Origin of the sequence: Actinoplanes philippinensis (genome assembly GCF_900113015.1) — a bacterium.
Lineage (GTDB): Bacteria > Actinomycetota > Actinomycetes > Mycobacteriales > Micromonosporaceae > Actinoplanes > Actinoplanes philippinensis.
The window spans coordinates 353,505-371,018 of the sequence record NZ_FONV01000007.1; the positions used below are offsets into that span (position 1 = coordinate 353,505).

Below are 17,514 nucleotides of genomic sequence, written 5' to 3' on the forward strand. Positions count from 1 at the left end.
TGACGCGTTGCTCGTGTTGAGTGGACTACTTGAGTTGATCGGGTTGATCGGGTTGATCGGGTTGAGTGCGGACTGTCAGGCGGCTTCGTCTATGCGTAGACGGTAACCGCGCTTGATCACCGTCTCGATGTGCTTGCCGGAACCCAGGGCTGCCCGCAGGCGGGCCACCGCCACGTCCACCGCGTGACCGTCGTTGCCTCGGGGCAGGGCCGCTGCCAGCTGCTCCTTCGACACGACGGCGCCGGGCTTGCGGGCCAGCGCGGACAGAATCGACATCGCCGCGGGGGCGAGCGCGTGTGGCACCTCGTCGATCAGGACGGCGTGTCCGCGTACCTCCAGGGTTGTCCCGGCGACCTGAAGCCGGACCGCGCGCCGCGGCAGCTCGTCGGTGACCGTCTTGATGAGCGCGCCCAACCGATAGCGCTCCGGCATCACCGTGGGGATCCCGCGCTCGGCGAGCGGCGCCGCAGTGACCGGGCCGACGCACGCGGCGAGGGTCCGGCGGTCGAACGCCGTCGCGACGTCCGCTTTCGCCTCCTCGGCGATCTGCAGGAACGCCTTGACCGCGGGCGCGCTGGTGAACGTCACCGCGTCGATCTGGCCGGCCGCGACCTGCTCGGCGAGACGCCGTACCGGGGCCGTGTCGGGCGGCAGCGCCCAGCGGTAGACCGGCACCTCGACGACGGCCGCACCGGCCGTACGCAGCGCCTTCACGAACTCGGTCTGCGGCTCCCCGTGCTCCTGCACCACGATCCGGAGCCCGGCGACGCCTTCGCTGAGCAGCCGTTCGAGCACCTCCTCGGAGGCCTCGGTCTTGGCCGCCCAGTCCTCGGTGAGCCCGGCCGCCCGGATCGCGCCGCACGGTTTCGGCCCGCGGGCGATGATCCGCGCGTTGCGCAGCGACTCCCGCAGTGCCTCGGCGAGCCCCCAGCCCTCGGCCGCCTCCAGCCAGCCGCGGAACCCGAAACCGGTGGTCGCGACCACCAGATGTGGTTCCAGACCGATGCAGGCCGCCGTCGCCGCGTGCAGCGCCTCGTCGTCGATCAGTGGAATGATGGTGATCGCGGGTGCGCTGATCACTCGTGCTCCGCGTCGTTCCAGCAGAGCCGCCATCTCATTCCGGCGTCGTTCCGCGGTCACCGCCACGGTGAAGCCGGCCAGTGCGCCCTCGATCATCCGGTCCCCATCCTGTGCCGCCGTCCGGTGCAAGAGTCCTAAGGCCTGGTTTCGGGACCGTCGAGTGAATGTTTCCGCCAGAATAACGGCCGATCACTTGGCCGCGAGCTGCAGTTGTGAGCTGTTGATCATGCTCCGGTGACGTCGTCGGGGCCCTCGAAGAGTGAACCCTCGACCCCGAGGATCCTTCGGATCTCCTTGATCAGATGGAACGCGGCGATCCGGCCGTCCAGCACCCCGATCCGGTAATCGGCGCCGACCTCCGGGTCCTCAGCGATCTGCGGATCCCGGTATCCGGCGGCCCCGTCCACCCGCCCGGCGTTGTAGGCGACCAGAGCGTCGTCCATCTCGTCTCCTCTCCGGCCACGTCACGGTCAGCGCCGTCCCGCGGGACAGTGCGGAACGTCGCGACAATTTCGCACACCGTGCGGCCGTCGCCCACCGGCCGACCGTCCCGAACCGGACGCCCGTCCGCCGACGCCGCCCGACCGGCCGGCGGTAGGGAACCGGCAACCTCGCCGAAACCGTCCCGCACCCCGTGCGACATGCGTCACCGCAGCTCACGAGGGTCACCCCGGGGTAGCGGATCAATCCTCGTAGAGGGGATGGTCGGCGGTGCTCGGCGGGGTCGGGTCGGTTCCGGCGGCGATCAGGTCGGCGGCGGTGAAGGTACGGCCGGCGCGATCACCCAGGAACACGGTGAGCAGCTCGTCGAGGATCAGCAGGTGATCCTCGCGGGACTCGTCGTTGCGGGACCAGATGCGGTCGCTCGCGGCCATCACCCGGGCGCCCGGGTCGCCGGTGGCCTCCAGACGCCGGTGCAGCAGGCCGGCCTCGAGGAATCCCGACCAGGGCGTGGTCAGCGCGAGCAGCGAACGAGCCGTCGACTGGAAGAGCATGAACAGCACCCGATCCGGCGCGGCCTCCCCGGTGAGACTCACTTCGAAGAGACGCTGCAGTACGCCGAACATCGCCTCGTGGTGAGCCCGGAGCGCCGCGTTGTACGCCGACGACTCCGGGTGGTAGCCGCCGTACCTCTCCCCTTCGCGCGTGGCCAGAAACGCATCGATCAGATCGCGACGGCCGTACGATCGCTCGCTCATGATCTTGAATCTAGTCGCCGTGCCCGCCGGCGGCGATTTCTGTCGTACCCGGGCGGCATGATGCCGGCCATGGATCAGTGGCGGTCGCTCGTACCCATCCGGCTCCCTTCACCGCCGATCCGGCGGGCGTGCGCGTCGACGCGCTGCAGGGGGCTGCGGCCTCCGGCCGGCGTCGTGGCACGGCCACCTCCCCACGGAGACGGCGGCGCGGTGATCCGGGTGCGAGCGCTGACCCGCGGCATTTCTCCCGGTCGCCGACGACACGATCACCGGCCCGGATCGACGGCGGGACACCAATGGGTCGCCGCCCGTGTCAGGACTCCGCGGCGCAGCCGAGATCGCTCGCGGGCATGATGCCGTCGAGGAGGAGGAAGAGGGAAAGGAGACCGCGGGCGGCGAGGTACCGGCCGTGCCGAGTCACGCCCTGGAGCGCCCGGCGCATCGCCGGCACTATCCCGCGGCGCCCCGCGGGTATCCCGCGGCGCCCCGCGGGTATCCCGCGGCGCCCCGCGGGAGCAGGCCCGAGGCGTGCCAGAGGGCGGTGCCCGGTCCGCCGATCAGGTCGAGGTCGGTGAGGAAGGCGACGATCCGCTCGCCGGCCCAGCGCATCGTCTCGCGGTGGTGGGGGTTGGCGCGGGCGGCGCGGCGGCCCTCCTCGGGGTCGAGGCCGACGGCGCGGTAGACGCGAGGGTCGATCAGGCGGGTGCCGGTGAGGTAGGCGGCCCGCCCGATCACCAGCTTGTCGAAGGCGAGGCGCCCGCGACCGGCGGCGCGGATCTGCCGGGCGAGCTCCTCACGGGCGTACCGGACGTGCCGGGCCTCCTCGACGACGTGAATGCGGGAGACCATCCGGACCAGGGGCTGCACGTTCTCGTCGTTCATCGCCTCGCGCTGCAGGGTGTCGAGGATCTCCTCGGCGATGAGGATGGCGGCGTACATGCGCGGGCCGACACCGGTGTGCGCGATCCATTTGCCGAGCCACTGGTTGACACCGGTCGGCTGGTAGAGCGGCGCGTCGAGGCGCGCGATCATGCGGCCGAACATGACGGAGTGGCGGCACTCGTCGGCGATCTCGGTCAGCGCGTACTGGGCGTGGGGTGCCGTCGGGTCCTGTTTGAAGTATTCCCGGATGAGCAACTGCATCAGGATCGTCTCGAACCAGACGCCGAGTCCGGCGATGCTCGCGACCTCGTGTTTGGTGAGCTCGATGCGCTGGTCCTCGGTCATCCGCTCCCAGAGGGCGGTGCCGTAGAGGCTGGACCGGTGCGGCGGGACGAAGTACTTGCCTCCGACGAACGGCGCCTCCCAGTCGATCTCCACCTCGGGGTCGTACGAGTGCTCGGCCGAGGAACGGAGCAGCCGGGTGGCGGTGCGGTCACGATCAGGCGGAGAGGTGGTGGTCATCCGATCCTCCGGAGCATCTTGACGTTACCGGCGGTAACAGTTACTTCTTGTACTATGAACTCCGCCACTCCACCCGTCAATCCCAGCAGGTCGGACGGCCGTCGCGGCCGCTGGGACGGTCATCGTGAACAGCGCCGGGCGGAGTTGACCACCGCGGCGATCGAGGCGATCCGGCTGCACGGCCCCGATGTCGGCATGGGCGCCATCGCCGCGCACGCCGGGGTCAGCAAGCCGGTGCTGTACCGCTACTTCGCCGACAAGTCGGAGCTGTGGCTCGCCGTCGGCCAGCAGGCGGGGGCAACACTGATCGAGGCGATGGTCCCGGCGGTCGCCGCCGTCCGGGAGGAACGGGCCGTCGTCGCCGCGGCCATCGACGTCTACCTGGCCCACATCGAGGCCGACCTCAACCTGTACCGCTTCGTGGTGCACCAGCCGGACATCGCCCGGCACCGCGACGTGGTCGCCGACGTGATGGACACCGTGGCCAGCGGCCTGGCCCGGATCTTCGGCGACCGGCTGCGGGCCCGCGGCCTCGACTCCGGGGCGGCGCTGCCCTGGGCGTACGGGGTGGTCGGCTACGTCCAGTCGGTCGGTGACTGGTGGCTGCGCCAGCAGCAGCCGATCAGCCGCGAGGCGCTCGGCGACTACCTGACCACGTTCCTCTGGGCCGGGATCGCCGGCATGCGGCGGGCCGCCGATGTGCCCGGTGGACTTGCCGCACACGAAGGGTGGGCGAGAGACCTGTGAGCACCGACCCGGGACGTGTTGACTCGCTCAACGTTGACCCGCTCAACGTTGAGGCGGTCAACGTTGAGGCGGTCAACGTTGAGGCGGTCAACGTTGAGGCGGTCAACGTTGAGGCGGTCAACGTTGAGGCGGTCAACGTTGATGCGGTCAACGTTGAGGCGGTCAACGTTGAGGCGGTCAACGTTGAGGCGGTCAATGCAGGTGATGAGGAGTATCGAGGTCCGGCCACGTTACGTCTCGACGACGGACCGGTCCCGGTGGAGATCCGGATGTCCGCCCGCTTCGAGCCGATCGAGGGCCGGTTCCGCTGGGCCGGCCGCACCCGGCCGCACGACATGCTGCGCGAACGGGTCGGCGCCGGGCTACGACAGGCGACCATCGTCGTGCCCGGCTCCCCGGAGACCGCGGTGAAACTGGGCGACCCCGACCCGTGGGGTGGCGTCCGCATCTCCGGAACCGGCACTCCCCCGTGGTTCGGGACGGTGCGGCATGGCGAGTGACCAGCACTTCGACGTGCTGATCATCGGCGCCGGCCTGTCCGGGATCGGCGCCGCGTGGCGGCTGTCCCACCAGCGGCCGCGGGACACGTATGCGATTCTCGAGGCCCGCGACGCCATCGGCGGCACCTGGGACCTGTTCCGCTATCCCGGCGTCCGATCCGATTCGGACATGTACACGCTCAGCTACCCGTTCCGGCCGTGGCGCGAGCCGGAGTCGCTGGCCTCCGGCGACAAGATCCGCCGCTACATCGAGGAGACCGCCGACGAGGCCGGCATCACCTCGCACATCCGCTTCGGCACGAAGGTGACCGGAGCCGACTGGTCGTCCGCGGATGCCCGCTGGACCGTGCACACCGCCGGCGGATCCACGCTGACCTGTCGATTCCTGTACGGGTGCGCCGGCTATTACAACTACGACGAGGGCTACCGGCCGGACTTCCCCGGTCTCGGCGACTTCACCGGCACGCTGGTGCACCCACAGTTCTGGCCGGAGAGCCTCGACCACCGCGGCAAGCGCGTGGTCGTCATCGGCAGCGGCGCCACCGCTGTCACCCTGGTGCCGGCCATGGCCGAGGACGCGGCGCACGTGACGATGCTGCAGCGCTCCCCGTCGTACGTCACTCCACTCCCGAACCGGGACGTGATCGCCGACGTCGCCCGCCGCATCCTGCCGCCGCACGCCGCGAACCGTGTGGCCCGCGCCAAGAACATCCTGGTCACGCAAGGCTTCTACCAGCTGGCGAAACGCCGGCCGCAGCTGGTCCGTCGCGCGCTGCGCGCCGTCGCCGTGCACTTCCTCAAGAATCCGGGGTACGTGGACGAGCACTTCAAACCGCACTACGACCCCTGGGACCAGCGGCTCTGCGTGATCCCGTCCGGGGATCTCTACCGGTCCATCACCAGTGGCCGCGCCTCGGTCGTCACCGACCACATCGACACGTTCGTTCCCGAGGGCATCCGCCTCAAATCGGGAACGACACTCGATGCCGACATCGTCGTCTCCGCGACCGGACTGTCGCTGCTGCCGGTCGGCGGCATCCGGCTGTCCGTCGACGGCGACCCGGTCGACGTCGGGAAGTCCGCCTCGTACCGCGGCCTGATGCTCAGCGGCGTCCCGAACTTCGCCTACTGCATCGGCTACGTCAACGCCTCCTGGACGCTGCGCGCCGACCTGTCCCACCGCTACCTGGTGAAACTCCTCGACCACATGGAGCGGCACGGCTACGCGGCGGCCGCCCCGACCGCGCCGGGCGGCACCGGCCGTCCACTGCTCGACCTCTCCTCGGGATACGTGCAGCGCGCCCTCGACCTCTTCCCCCGCCAGGGCGACCGCGATCCGTGGCTCGTCCGGCAGAACTACCTGCGCGACGTGCTCACCACACCCCGCGCCGACGTCACCCGCGACATGGAGTTCACCCGCCTACCCGCTCCCGTCCGCACCTGAAGAGGTGGTCTCATGACACGACTTCCCGAATACCGGTTCGCCGGTCGTACCGCCGTGCTCACCGGAGCGGCCGGCGGCATCGGCGAACAGCTCGCCTACGGCCTGGCCCACCGCGGCAGCGACCTGGTCCTGGCCGACGTCGACGAGGCCCGGCTCACGCCGGTCGCCGACCGTATCCGTGCCGCACATCCCGCGATCGGAGTGCAGACCGTCGTCGCCGACCTGGCCGACCGGGTCGCCGTCGAGGCCCTGGCCACGCGAGTGCTGACCGAGCACCCGGCGATCGGGCTGCTCGTCAACAACGCCGGCATCGCGCTCGGCGGCCGCTTCGACCAGGTGACGACCGACCAGTTCGAGCAGGTCATGAACGTCAACTTCCGCGCGCCGATGCTGCTCACCCACGCGCTGCTGCCGGCGCTCACCGCCACGCCCGGCGGGCACCTGGTCAACGTGTCGAGCCTGTTCGGGCTGATCGCGCCGCCCGGCCAGAGCGCGTACTGCGCGAGTAAGTTCGCCCTGCGCGGGCTGAGCGAATCGCTGCGCGGGGAACTCATCGACAACGGAGTCGGTGTGACCACTGTTCACCCCGGCGGGATAAAAACACGCATCGCCGAGTCCGCTCTGGTGGGCTCACACGTACCCCAGGATGAAATCGAGCCGAATCGCAGACTCTTCGCCGCGCTGCTCAGCTATCCCCCGGAGAAGGCCGCGGAACAGATCCTGCGGGCCGTCGCGAAGCGAAAGGCCCGGTTGCTCATCGCGTCCAGCGCCAAGGCGCCGGACATTCTCGCCCGGCTGCTGCCGGTCGGTCACGCCCGGATCGTACGCGCGGCCACCGTCGCTGCCTCCTCTCGCGGCACGCGCCCGGCGGTGATCAAGAGATGAGATTCGAGGAGGTACGGGGCACCCGCGTCCGTTTCCACGCAACAGGCGATCCGGCCGCCCCGCCGGTCGTGCTGCTGCACGGCATCGGCCGCAGCCTGGAGGACTGGGCGCTGCAGCACCCCCTACTCGACAACGAATATCGTGTCATCAGCATCGACATGCCCGGCTTCGGCCTGTCCCAGCGGATGCCCGCCCCCACCACACTCGACGTCCTCGCCGACGGGGTGTGGGCGACGCTCGACACGATCGGCGAGAACCGGCCCGTACACCTGATGGGAAACTCGCTGGGTGGCGCCGTGTCGATGCGTATGCTGGCCGACACCCCCGACCGCGTGTCCACGCTGACGCTGGTCAACAGCGCCGGCTTCGGCAAGGAGGTGACGGTGGCGCTGCGGATGCTGGCCGTGCCCGGCCTGGGCCGCCAGATGCTGCGCCGCATCGACCGGATCACCGCGCCCCGGATGGAGCGCATGATCTTCGCCGATCGTGCTCTGGTCACTCCGGAACGCGTCGCCATGGCCATCAAGATCGCCCGGCAGCCGGACTTCGCGCCCGTTTACCTGGAGATCGCCAAGGCTCTCGGCGGGCTTCGCGGTGTCGCCGCCGCCTGGCGCACCGACCTGCTGGCCCGCGTCGCCGCCAGCACCAAGCCGACAATGCTCGTCTGGGGCGACCGCGACTTGATCCTGCCGAGCAAGCATCTGGCCGCGGCCCGCGCGGCGTTCCCGCATGCGCAGTCGCACATGTTCGCCCGGACCGGCCACATGCCCCAGATCGAGCGCCCGGACGAGTTCGCCGGGCTGGTCCGCCCGATGCTGGCCCGGGTGGCCGCCTGAAATCCCACCGGCCGTCCGCAACTCAGCGACCAACCGTGGGTCACCGACCACCAGCCGCTGTCAGGCGACCGCGCGCCGGCCAACCATGGGCCACCGACCACCGGCTCCTCTCAGGCAACCGCGCGCCGGCCAACCATGGGCCACCGACCACCGGCTCCTCTCAGGCGGCCGCGCGCCGGACGGTGACCTCACTACGGGCCAGGTTGGCGGGGAGGGCGTCGCGGGTCTCGCCGCCCTGCAGGCCTCGCGCGGTCGCCGGGTCCACGACGACGGCGGTGAGCTGGAATGTGTCGTCGCCGCCGCTCTCCAGCGTCGCCGGGCCGCAGACGAAACTACGGTCTCCCCGGCAGGCTCCCTCGATCCGGTAGGCGCTCGAACCGTGGCGCGACAACAACCAGACCTGGTGGTCCTTCGGCATGTCGGCGACTCCGGTGATCGACGTCGCCGCGGTGATGCTGTCACCCTCGCGGGGCTCGCCCACGATGACCGAGGCCGTCACCGGTGTGGCCGACACGCCGGGCGGATCGACGAAGGTCCTGTTCACAGCACTGTTGGGGGTCTTCTCCGGAGGCAGCTCACGCACACCGGACAGGACGGTCGCATCGTCGCCGCCGATCGGCGTGAGCGGGGCGGGCAGCCCGCTCGGACCGAGCGACACCGAGGCACGAGGGCTGGGTGACAGCGGGCCCTCCGCGGGAGGCGGGGGCTCGTACGGCGCGAGGCCCGTGTGCTTCGCGGCGGCCGGCGCCTGGGCCGACGGGGTCGCCATGACCACGGTCGGCGGGGTCCGGAACTCCGGGGCGGCGGCTCCCGGCCCGGCGATCGAGACGACGACGGCACCGAGCCCGGCCGCCACGAGTGCCGCGCTCAGCGCCGGGCGCCGGCGTGCTTCGCGGTTCACGGCGGCCGTGGCCCGGTTCAGCACCAGTGTCACCGCCGGGTCGCTGATCATCGTGCGCGGGCGCCACGGCGGGCGGGCCGGCGGCTGCTCCGGGAGGGCCGGGTTCTCGTGCGGGCCGCCGGGTTCGGTTCCCCGGGAGGTGACAACCATCGAACGCCCTCCGCATGATCGGCATGGCCGCCGGTGAACCGCCGGCCGGAGCGCCGTGCTCGGCGGCGCCATCCGACCCGATAACCAGCCCGCCTACGGTTTGGATGCGGTTGTCCGTAGTGTCGGTATTGTGGCGAGGCTCTCGCCCGCTCGCGAACGCCGCCCCTCCCCGCCGGCCGTTCACCGGGCGGATCAGCGGGCGGCGGGCCAGCCGGCCACCAGGGCGGCGTCGCGCTCCCCGGGACCCACGTAGTCGGCCGACGGACGGATGATCTTTCCGAGACGCTTCTGCTCCAGGATGTGGGCGCTCCATCCGGCCGTCCGGGCGCAGGTGAACATGGCGGCGAACATGTCCGCCGGCACTCCCGCGAAGTCCAGGATCACCGCCGCCCAGAACTCGACGTTGGTCTCCAGGACGCGGTCGGGTTTGCGGGCGCGTAGTTCGGCGAGGGCGGCAAGCTCCAGTTCGCGGGCCACCTCGTAGCGGGGCGCGGACAGTTCGCGGGCGGCGTCGCGCAGGATCCGGGCGCGCGGGTCCTCGGCACGGTAGATGGCGTGCCCGAACCCCATCAGGCGCCGGCCGGAGTCCAGCACCTGCCGTACGTAGCGACTCGCGTCGATGCCCGACTCGACGGCCTCGATCATGCCGAGCGCCCGGGACGGCGCTCCGCCGTGCAGCGGACCGGAGAGCGCCGCGATGGCCGCGGACAGGCAGGCGGGGGCGTCCGCTCCGGTGCTGGCGACGACCCGGCCGGTGAACGTGGAGGCGTTCATGCCGTGCTCGGCCGCGCAGATCCAGTACCGGTCGATCGCCGCGACGTGCCGCGGATCCGGCTCCCCCTGCCACTCGATCATGAACCGTTCGGTGGCGGTCCGCCCGGCCTCGACGAGCCGCCGCGGCACCGCGGGCGACTCCCCGCCGGACGCGGACCGGGGCGGGAACGCGGCCCGTGCCGCCCGCGCGACATACGACAGCACCGCCGCCGACGCGCGCCCGAGGTCCTCCCGGGCCTGCTCGTCACCGATGTCGATCAACTGCCGCAGACCCCACCGGGGAGCCAGGAGCGCCACCGCGGACTGAACGTCGGCCCGGATGTCGCCGGAGTTATCCACAGGCGGGAGGTCCTCGGCTACCGGGAGGCCGCGGGTGAAGTCACCATCTACGAGCAGACCCCACACGTCGCCGTAGGAGACGGTTCCAGCGAGGGAGTCGATGTCGACACCGCGGTATCGCAGCGCCCCACCGTCCCGGTCGGGCTCGGCGATCTCGGTATCGAACGCAACGACACCGGCAAGTCCTGGATTGACTGTCAACATGACTTCAATCTGGATTCGTCAAGTGTTGATGTCAATATTGATCCAGTCAACATGAGAGGATGACGACATGACCGCGCAAACGCTGTTGACCACCGAAGAGGTCGCTATCCTGCTGGGCGTCAAGCCGGCCACCGTCTACGCGTACGTGAGCCGTGGCCTGCTCTCCAGCCGCCGCAACGCCGACGGCAAGAACAGCCTCTTCGCGAAGACCGACGTCGACGCGTTCCTGGCCGGCCGTAAACGCACCACCACACCCGGCATCCAGACCGGCATCACCCTGATCAAGGACGACAACCTGTTCTTCCGCGGCCGTGACGCGACAGTGCTGGCGCGGACCAGCACGTACGAGGCGGTCGCCACCCTGCTGTGGACCGGTGATCTCGACGACGTCCCGTTCCCGGTCAACCCGGACCTGCGCCGCCTCGTCATGGACGTGACCGCGCGACTGCCGGCGACCGCCCGCCTCACCGACCGGCTCCGCGTCACCGTCGCCGCCGCGGCCGCCGCCGACCCGTTACGTTTCGACACCACGCCGGCAGCCGTCGTCGCGACCGGCCGGCAACTGCTCGCCGCCATGGTGCAGGGCCTGCCGCCCCTCAACGGCATCCCGGTCCAGCCGGTGCCGTTCGCCGAGGCGCTGTGGCTGCGCCTCACCCGCGAGAAACCGAGCGAATCCGGATTACGCCTGCTCAACGCCGCACTCATCCTGCTGGCCGACCATGACATCGCGGCGTCGACCCTGGCCGCCCGGATCGCGGCGTCCACCCGCGCCCACCCGTACGCGGTCGTCAGCGCCGGGCTCGCCGCGCTCGACGGGCCGCTGCACGGGGCGGCGAGCGGTCTCGCGTACCCCCTGGTGGAAGAAGCGGTGAACGGCCCGGGCCCGGTCGCCACCATCTCGGACCGCCTGCGTTCGGGGGTGGCGGTGCCGGGCTTCGGGCATCCGATCTACCGCAGCGGCGATCCGCGCGCCGAGACCCTGTTCGGCCTGCTGGGCGAGGGGCCGGTCAAGGAGGCGGCGCTGGCGCTCGACGCGACCATGCGTACCCGCTCGGGCACGCCCGCCAACGTCGACCTCGCGCTGGCCGCCCTCGCCCTGCACCATGGCATGCCGGCCGACGCCGGCGAGGCGATCTTCGCGGTGGCCCGCACCGCGGGCTGGCTGGCCCACGCCCTCGAGGAGTACGGCGACCGCCCGAGCCGCTTCCGCCCGTCCGGTTCCTACGCCGGCAACCAGCCCGCGTGAGCGCCACGGGTCCCGCACACCGTTTACTACCGGCCAGTAGGCTCCGGGCATGACCTCTCCCGACCCGCACGCCCTCCCCCTGCTGGAGGCGTTGCACTCGACGCCCGCCCGCCGTTACCTGTCCACCGAGCCGATCGACGACGACGTGATCCGCGCGATCCTGGACGCTGCGATTCGCGGCCCGTCCGCGGGCAACGGCCAGTTCTGGGCCTGGATCGTGGTCCGCGACCCGGAGACGAAGAAGCAGATCGCCGGCTGGTACCGCGAGGGCTGGGAGCGCCACTACGGTTCCCGCCGCGAGCAGATCCTCGGCGCCCCCGACGGCGGCCCGATGAGCAAACGCAGCTTCCTCGCCGCCGACCACCTCGCCAACCACCTCGAAGAGGCGCCGGTCTGGATCATCCCGGTGCTGCTCGGCGCCGCGAAGTCGACGAACCCGCGGCTCGGCTCGTCGATCTACGGCGCGGTCCAGCACCTGATCCTCGCGGCCCGCGCCCACGGCCTCGGCGCGACCCTCACCACGCTGCACATCGGCCACGAGGAGGACGTCCGCACCCTGCTCGGCCTCCCCGAGGACGCCCTGACCATGGCCCTGATCCCTCTCGGTCACCCCAGCAAGGGCCGCTGGTCCGAGCCGAAACGCCGCCCGCTCGACGAGGTGGTCCATTTCGAAAAGTTCAAGAGCAACTGATCAGGTACGGCCACCCCAGTCCCGCAGCCACCCAGCAAGGTGGCTGCGGCACCGGACCGAAACGCCCCCGCCGGGCTGCGATCCCCACTCATCACCCCACTACCGGCCGTCCCCACGCACAGGCCCGCTGACAAACGCCACCACGGCAAGACGCCACCCGAACCCGGCCTCGCCCCGACGCCACCACCGGCAACCTGCCAGTTCGCAGCCGCCTACGGCGACAGGCGCACCCACGGGCCTTTCGCCGCCGTCGCCCCCCGGCGAGCTCCCCCGCCCACACCGTTCCCGGCCGCCTACGGCGACAGGCGCACCCACGAGCCTTCGCCGCCGTCGCCCCCGGCGAACCTCCCGCTCACAACTTCACGGCCGCCTACGGCGACAGGCGCACCCACGGGTCTTTCGCAGACGTGGCCGGTGGCCGACTGCCACCCGCGCATGGCCCTCACCACCGACCACCAACGAAGCGGCCCGGCGGTCGCGGTCCTCGCCGTCGTAGCGGCCGCCGCCGGCTCGACCGTCACCGGTCGCCGGTGCCGTTGCTGTCGCCGTCAGCGCCGTCGCGGTCAGTGCCGTCGCGGTCAGTGCCGTCGCGGTCAGTGCCGTCGCGGTCAGTGCCGTCGCGGTCAATCCCGTCGCGGTCAATCCCGTCGCGGTCAGTGCCGTCGCGGTCAGTGCCGTCGCGGTCAGTGCCGTCGCGGTCAATCCCGTCGCCGCTGCCCTCATCGCTGTCGTCGTCGGCGTGCGGGCCGTCGTCGGCCTCGTCACTGCTGCCCGTCGCCGAGTCCAGTCGCACCACCAGCGAAGCGGCTCCAGGACCGGCTCGGGGTGTGGTCGCCGAGGAAGCAGCTGACGACGACCTCGTAGTGAGCCAAGGCCAGCGGCCGCACGACGACCGGCAGCCCTGTCGGGGCTTCAGCGTGCCAGCGCGGCATATCGGCCCTCGGCCTCGATCAGGTCGTCGTGGGTGCCGGACTCCAGGATGCGACCGTGGTCGATGACGGCTATCTGATCGGCATTGCGAACCGTGGACAAGCGGTGGGCGATGGTCACCGTGGTGCGGCCTCGGGACAGTTCGTCGAAGGCTCGCTGCACGGCCCGCTCGGTCTCGTTGTCCAGGGCGCTCGTCGCTTCGTCGAGGACCAGGATCCGTGGGTCGCGCAGCAGCGTCCGGGCGATGGCGATGCGCTGTTTCTCGCCGCCGGAGAACCGGTGGCCGCGGGAGCCGACCATCGTGTCGTAGCCGTCTGGCAGGGCCGTGATCAGGTCGTGAATCTGCGCGGCCCGGGTGGCGCGCTCGATCTCGGCGTCGGTCGCGTCCGGTTTCGCGTAGCGCAGGTTCTCCCGGATCGTGGTGTGCAGCAGATAAGTCTCCTGGCTCACCACACCGACCGTCGCGGCCAGATCGTCGAGCGACATGTCGCGCAGGTCGACGCCGTCGATCGTCACGCGACCCGACGTGGGGTCGTGGAGGCGGGCGATCAGGGCGGCGATCGTGCTCTTGCCCGAACCGGTCTCGCCGACCAGGGCCAGTGACGTGCCCGCCGGAACGTCCAGACTCACTCCGGCGAGGGCGGCGGAGGGGCTCTCCCCGTACACAAAAGTGACGTCCTCGAACCTCAGGTGGCCCCGCACCCGATCGAGCCGGACGGGCGCCGCCGGCTCCTCGATCTCGACCGGCAGGTCGAGATACTCGAAAATACGCTGGAACAACGCGAGCGACGCGGTCAGCGTGACACCCACGTCGAGCAGGCTCATCAGCGGCCGGAACAGGCCGCCCTGCAAACCGGTGAACGCCACGAGCGTGCCGATGCTCATCGCCCCGGCGGCGAACGGCAGGCCCGCGGCCAGGTAGATCGACGCCGGAATGACCGCGAACACGATGCTCATGGTGGCCATCCGCCAGCGACCGGCCAGCTCGGACCGCAGCTCCAGATCGATCAGCCGCGCCGACGAGGCGGTGAACCGCTGGGTCAGCAGGCCGCCGGCGCCCATCGTCTTGGCGAGCTGGACGCCACTGATCGACAGGCCCTCGTCGATGATGACGTTGAGATCGGCGAGCTCACGCTGCCGCTGCGCGGTGATCGCCTGGCGCATGCGGGCGACCCGGCGGGTCCAGTAGATCGCCGGTGGCAGCGCGACCAGGGACACCAGGGTCAGCTGCCAGGACAGCGCGGTCATCGCGACCAGAGTGGCGATCACGGTGGTCAGGTTGGCGGCGACGGAGGTGGCGGTCGACGTGACGACCTGCTGCATGCCGCCGATGTCGTTGGTGATCCGCGACTGCACCTCGCCGGTGCGCGTGCGGGTGAAGAACCCGACGGACTGCCGCTGCAGGTGCGCGAACACGCGTGTGCGCAGCCGGTGCATGACCTGCTGACCGACGGTCGTGGAGATCCACGTCTGCACGACGCCGAGCGCCGACGTGGCCGCCGCGATGCCGATCATGCCGGCCACCAGCAGGGACAACAGCCGCACGTCGGATTGTGGAAGAGCAACGTCGATGACCTCGCGCAGCAGGAACGGCGAGCCCATCGCGATGACGGACGAGAGGACGATGACGGCCACGACGACGGCGAGCTGCCGCCGATGACCGATGAACAGCGCGCCGATGCGGCGCAGCGAGACGGCGCGGGCCTGCGCCTTCTCCGCGGGGGTCAATGTGCGTGCCGCGCCGCGGCCTTTTCCATCTGCCAAGAACAAACCTTCCCGGTACGGACGAGGCGCCGCCGTGGTCGCGCAAGAGGCGATCACGGGTCGCCGGAACAACACTGAGGTTACCTCATCATGAGGGTGGAACGGTAATCGCGGTAAGGTTGTTCCCGTGGAGGACGAGAACCTGCTGGAGGCGTTCTGGGCGGTGACGCGCCGCCTGCGTGTGCAAGTCCGGGTCGCCCTCGAGCCGTGGCACGTGTCGCCGTCGCAGTCGCGGGCGCTCGGCGTGCTCTCCCGGCACGGCGAGATGCGGCTCAGCGCCCTCGCCGACCACCTGCACATCGCGCCGCGCTCCGCCACTGAGGTCGTCGACGACCTGGAGAATCGTGGCCTGGCAGTCCGCAAGCCCGACCCGTCCGACCGCCGGGCCACCCTGGTCGCCCTGACCGCCGAGGGCGTCGCCACGATGCAGTCCATCAACGAGGCCCGCGCAGCCGAGGGCGAGCGTCTGTTCGCCGGTCTCGACCCAGCCGACCGCGCCGACCTGACCCGCATCCTGCGCCAGCTCCGAGACGCCCGCTGACCCCGGCCGCCGCCGAGACCGCAACAAACTCGCCGCCGGAGTCCGTCCGGTTGCGGCAGTAGGGCAGCCGCAGCCAGGCACCGCACCCGAAAAGGCCGAGCAGGCGGACCCGACGCGTTCAGCAAGCCGGAGCCGGCGGACGCGACGCGTTCAGCAAGGCCGAGCGGGCCGGACGCGACGCGCCCGGCAAGCCCGAGCAGGCGGACCCGACGCGCCCGGCAAGCCCGAGCAGGCGGACCCGACGCGCCCGGCAAGCCCGAGCAGGCGGACCCGACGCGCCCGGCAAGCCGGAGCAAGCGGACCCGACGCGCCCGGCAAGCCGGAGCAAGCGGACCCGACGCGCCCGGCAAGCCGGAGCAAGCGGACCCGACGCGTTCAGCAAGCCGGAGCAAGCCACACGCCGCGCTGAGCCTGGCTCGTCTAGGACACCGGGCGTGCGAGATTCGACATGCACCCCGCGGCGCCGGCGGCGCAGAACAACGACAGATACAGGCTGGTCGGAGCCACTAACAGCCCGGTCGCCTCCAGGATGCCGACGCCGGCGATCGCGGCCACGAACCAGATCAGCGCCACGCGAGCCACGTGACCGAGAGCATCACGTCCCGGGCGGCGGGCCTGCTGCCCGCCGGGGTGGATGCGCAGCGACTCGGCGAACTCGTCGGCCGCCAGCGCCAGCGAGGCTGCGTCGACCGCGGCGCTCATCGCCCGATCGAACTCCCGCAGCGCAGCACGAGCCCTGGCGTGACCGAAATCGATCGCCAGCGCCCGACCGAGGGCTTCCCGGGCGCTGAGCGGGCGGCCCACCGCGAACAGCGCCAGCCCGTACGTCACGTGCAGATCCGCGTCGTAGTGAGCCATGTCGACTACGCAGCGCAAACCTTCGGCGGCGTCGGTGGGCAGGCCGGCGGCGAGCTGCGCCTCGGCCAGCCGGTTGTGCAGGCGCGGGTTGCCGGGGTCCTCACGGCAGGCGGCCGACGCGGCGGCGATCGCCTCGGCGTGGTCACCGAGCCTTGACCGGGAGTGACTCAGCCAGAACAGCGACTCCGGCGAGTACGGGTCGAGATGCCACGCCGCCTGCGCCGCCAGCAGCGCGCCGGGCAGGTCGCCGAGGTCGAGACGGGCCCGGGCCATCCGATGCCAGGCGCCGACGTTCTCCGGCTCCCGCCCGACGAAGGGCGCCAGCAGCCGTTCGGCGTTGTGGGCACGGCCGCGGGCGAGCAGGGCGTCGGCCTCGGCGAGTAGGAGCTCGGTTCGCACGCCGCCTTCGATCGGCAGCCACCCGGCACGCATGTGACGGTCGCCCGGTGCACCTCCGTTGCAAACCCCCGCAACCCCGGCATTCCGTCAGGGCCCAGCCGCGCCTGCCGCAGCATCACCCTTCTCAAAACCCCGATATGGTACGGACGTCAGGCCCCCATCAAACCTGAGGCACACTCCCCGCCCCACCGAACGGCAGAGCCCACCGCCCGCACCGCGCCGGTCGCGTCAGCACTTGCGTGGGGTGGTCGTCAGTTGCGCGGACAGGGTCACGCCGGCCGGCCACCACTCCCACAACCAGCCGGTCCCCGATCCACAGCCGCCCGGATCACTGCCCTCGGTCCACGGCTCCCGATAGCGGCCGCCCGGCCTGCCACGCAGGATCACAGCCGCTGGACTACGCCCCGCCGTTGACCGCCTTCCGGATCACGGCCGAACCATCCGCAGACACCGAGCGTCGCGGCTGCCCCGTGCAAGGCAGCCCGGCTCACCGTCGCCCCGATCACCGTCGCCCGAATCACCGTGGCCCCAACCAACGTCGCCCGAATCACCGCCGTCGGGGCCACCGTCGTCGGGCTTTCGTGTGGCCACCTCACCATGAGGCCTCACCCACGCGTCCGAA

At 71.1% G+C, this 17,514-nt stretch carries 18 protein-coding genes; 8 read left to right on the forward strand and 10 right to left on the reverse strand.

The window, feature by feature from the left end:
* Window positions 1-75 precede the first annotated feature (75 nt).
* From BM290_RS20320 to BM290_RS20335, 4 genes are all read right to left on the reverse strand, one after another.
* Complete coding sequence (locus tag BM290_RS20320) at window positions 76-1,173, reverse strand: uroporphyrinogen-III synthase (RefSeq protein WP_203779425.1); 1,098 nt, start codon at window positions 1,171-1,173, stop codon at window positions 76-78.
* 131 nt (window positions 1,174-1,304) lie between these two features.
* On the reverse strand, window positions 1,305-1,523 hold the full coding sequence (locus BM290_RS20325) for a hypothetical protein (protein WP_093616332.1): 219 nt from the start codon (window positions 1,521-1,523) through the stop codon (window positions 1,305-1,307).
* Window positions 1,524-1,763: 240 nt separating this feature from the next.
* Window positions 1,764-2,279: a hypothetical protein gene (locus tag BM290_RS20330; protein ID WP_093616334.1), complete on the reverse strand. Its 516-nt coding sequence runs from the start codon at window positions 2,277-2,279 to the stop codon at window positions 1,764-1,766.
* 450 nt (window positions 2,280-2,729) lie between these two features.
* Window positions 2,730-3,683, reverse strand: coding sequence for an AurF N-oxygenase family protein (locus BM290_RS20335; protein WP_093616336.1), 954 nt, complete (start codon window positions 3,681-3,683; stop codon window positions 2,730-2,732).
* 54 nt (window positions 3,684-3,737) lie between these two features.
* On the opposite strand from BM290_RS20335, the gene BM290_RS20340 reads away from it, so the two are divergent.
* The 5 genes from BM290_RS20340 to BM290_RS20360 are packed head-to-tail and all read left to right on the forward strand — an operon-like array spanning window position 3,738 to window position 8,095.
* Window positions 3,738-4,430, forward strand: a complete 693-nt coding sequence (locus BM290_RS20340) for a TetR/AcrR family transcriptional regulator (RefSeq protein ID WP_093616338.1) — start codon at window positions 3,738-3,740, stop codon at window positions 4,428-4,430.
* Window positions 4,427-4,930 (forward strand): DUF4873 domain-containing protein, encoded by a 504-nt coding sequence (locus BM290_RS49885; RefSeq protein WP_093616340.1) that lies wholly within the window; start codon window positions 4,427-4,429, stop codon window positions 4,928-4,930. Before BM290_RS20340 ends, BM290_RS49885 begins: the two co-directional genes overlap by 4 nt.
* Entirely contained in the window at window positions 4,920-6,374 is a 1,455-nt protein-coding gene (locus tag BM290_RS20350; protein WP_093616342.1) for a flavin-containing monooxygenase, read from the forward strand. The genes BM290_RS49885 and BM290_RS20350 overlap by 11 nt, the downstream gene beginning before the upstream one ends.
* A 12-nt stretch (window positions 6,375-6,386) precedes the next feature.
* On the forward strand, window positions 6,387-7,259 hold the full coding sequence (locus BM290_RS20355; RefSeq protein WP_093616344.1) for an SDR family NAD(P)-dependent oxidoreductase: 873 nt from the start codon (window positions 6,387-6,389) through the stop codon (window positions 7,257-7,259).
* Entirely contained in the window at window positions 7,256-8,095 is an 840-nt protein-coding gene (locus BM290_RS20360) for an alpha/beta fold hydrolase (RefSeq protein ID WP_093616346.1), read from the forward strand. The genes BM290_RS20355 and BM290_RS20360 overlap by 4 nt, the downstream gene beginning before the upstream one ends.
* Before the next feature lie 160 nt (window positions 8,096-8,255).
* Here the strand turns inward: BM290_RS20360 and BM290_RS20365 are convergent, their stop codons facing one another.
* Both BM290_RS20365 and BM290_RS20370 read right to left on the reverse strand, forming a co-directional pair.
* The gene (locus BM290_RS20365) at window positions 8,256-9,146 is read right to left on the reverse strand and encodes a hypothetical protein (protein ID WP_093616348.1); all 891 of its coding nucleotides are present in this window, start codon (window positions 9,144-9,146) and stop codon (window positions 8,256-8,258) included.
* Between the two features lie 192 nt (window positions 9,147-9,338).
* Window positions 9,339-10,463 (reverse strand): citrate synthase 2, encoded by a 1,125-nt coding sequence (locus tag BM290_RS20370; RefSeq protein WP_093616350.1) that lies wholly within the window; start codon window positions 10,461-10,463, stop codon window positions 9,339-9,341.
* A gap of 67 nt (window positions 10,464-10,530) precedes the next feature.
* Here BM290_RS20370 and BM290_RS20375 point away from each other — a divergent pair, with 67 nt between their 5' ends.
* Together BM290_RS20375 and BM290_RS20380 are read left to right on the forward strand one after the other, a co-directional pair.
* The gene (locus BM290_RS20375; RefSeq protein WP_093616352.1) at window positions 10,531-11,709 is read left to right on the forward strand and encodes a citrate synthase; all 1,179 of its coding nucleotides are present in this window, start codon (window positions 10,531-10,533) and stop codon (window positions 11,707-11,709) included.
* Window positions 11,710-11,758: 49 nt separating this feature from the next.
* Window positions 11,759-12,400, forward strand: a complete 642-nt coding sequence (locus BM290_RS20380) for a nitroreductase family protein (protein ID WP_093616354.1) — start codon at window positions 11,759-11,761, stop codon at window positions 12,398-12,400.
* Window positions 12,401-12,917: 517 nt separating this feature from the next.
* Here BM290_RS20380 and BM290_RS20385 read toward each other — a convergent pair.
* Window positions 12,918-13,196 carry a hypothetical protein gene (locus BM290_RS20385; protein ID WP_093616356.1) on the reverse strand — a complete coding sequence of 93 codons (279 nt, stop codon included), beginning with the start codon at window positions 13,194-13,196 and terminating at the stop codon, window positions 12,918-12,920.
* A 116-nt stretch (window positions 13,197-13,312) separates the two neighbouring features.
* A complete protein-coding gene (locus BM290_RS20390; RefSeq protein WP_203779427.1) occupies window positions 13,313-15,058 on the reverse strand; it encodes an ABC transporter ATP-binding protein in 1,746 nt (581 codons plus the stop codon).
* 163 nt (window positions 15,059-15,221) lie between these two features.
* Here BM290_RS20390 and BM290_RS20395 point away from each other — a divergent pair, with 163 nt between their 5' ends.
* Window positions 15,222-15,635, forward strand: coding sequence for a MarR family winged helix-turn-helix transcriptional regulator (locus BM290_RS20395; protein ID WP_093616360.1), 414 nt, complete (start codon window positions 15,222-15,224; stop codon window positions 15,633-15,635).
* Between the two features lie 420 nt (window positions 15,636-16,055).
* Here BM290_RS20395 and BM290_RS20400 read toward each other — a convergent pair whose 3' ends face one another.
* Together BM290_RS20400 and BM290_RS48450 are read right to left on the reverse strand one after the other, a co-directional pair.
* Window positions 16,056-16,892, reverse strand: coding sequence for a tetratricopeptide repeat protein (locus tag BM290_RS20400; RefSeq protein ID WP_093616701.1), 837 nt, complete (start codon window positions 16,890-16,892; stop codon window positions 16,056-16,058).
* A gap of 228 nt (window positions 16,893-17,120) precedes the next feature.
* The gene (locus tag BM290_RS48450) at window positions 17,121-17,279 is read right to left on the reverse strand and encodes a hypothetical protein (RefSeq protein ID WP_177319809.1); all 159 of its coding nucleotides are present in this window, start codon (window positions 17,277-17,279) and stop codon (window positions 17,121-17,123) included.
* Window positions 17,280-17,514: the final 235 nt, after the last annotated feature.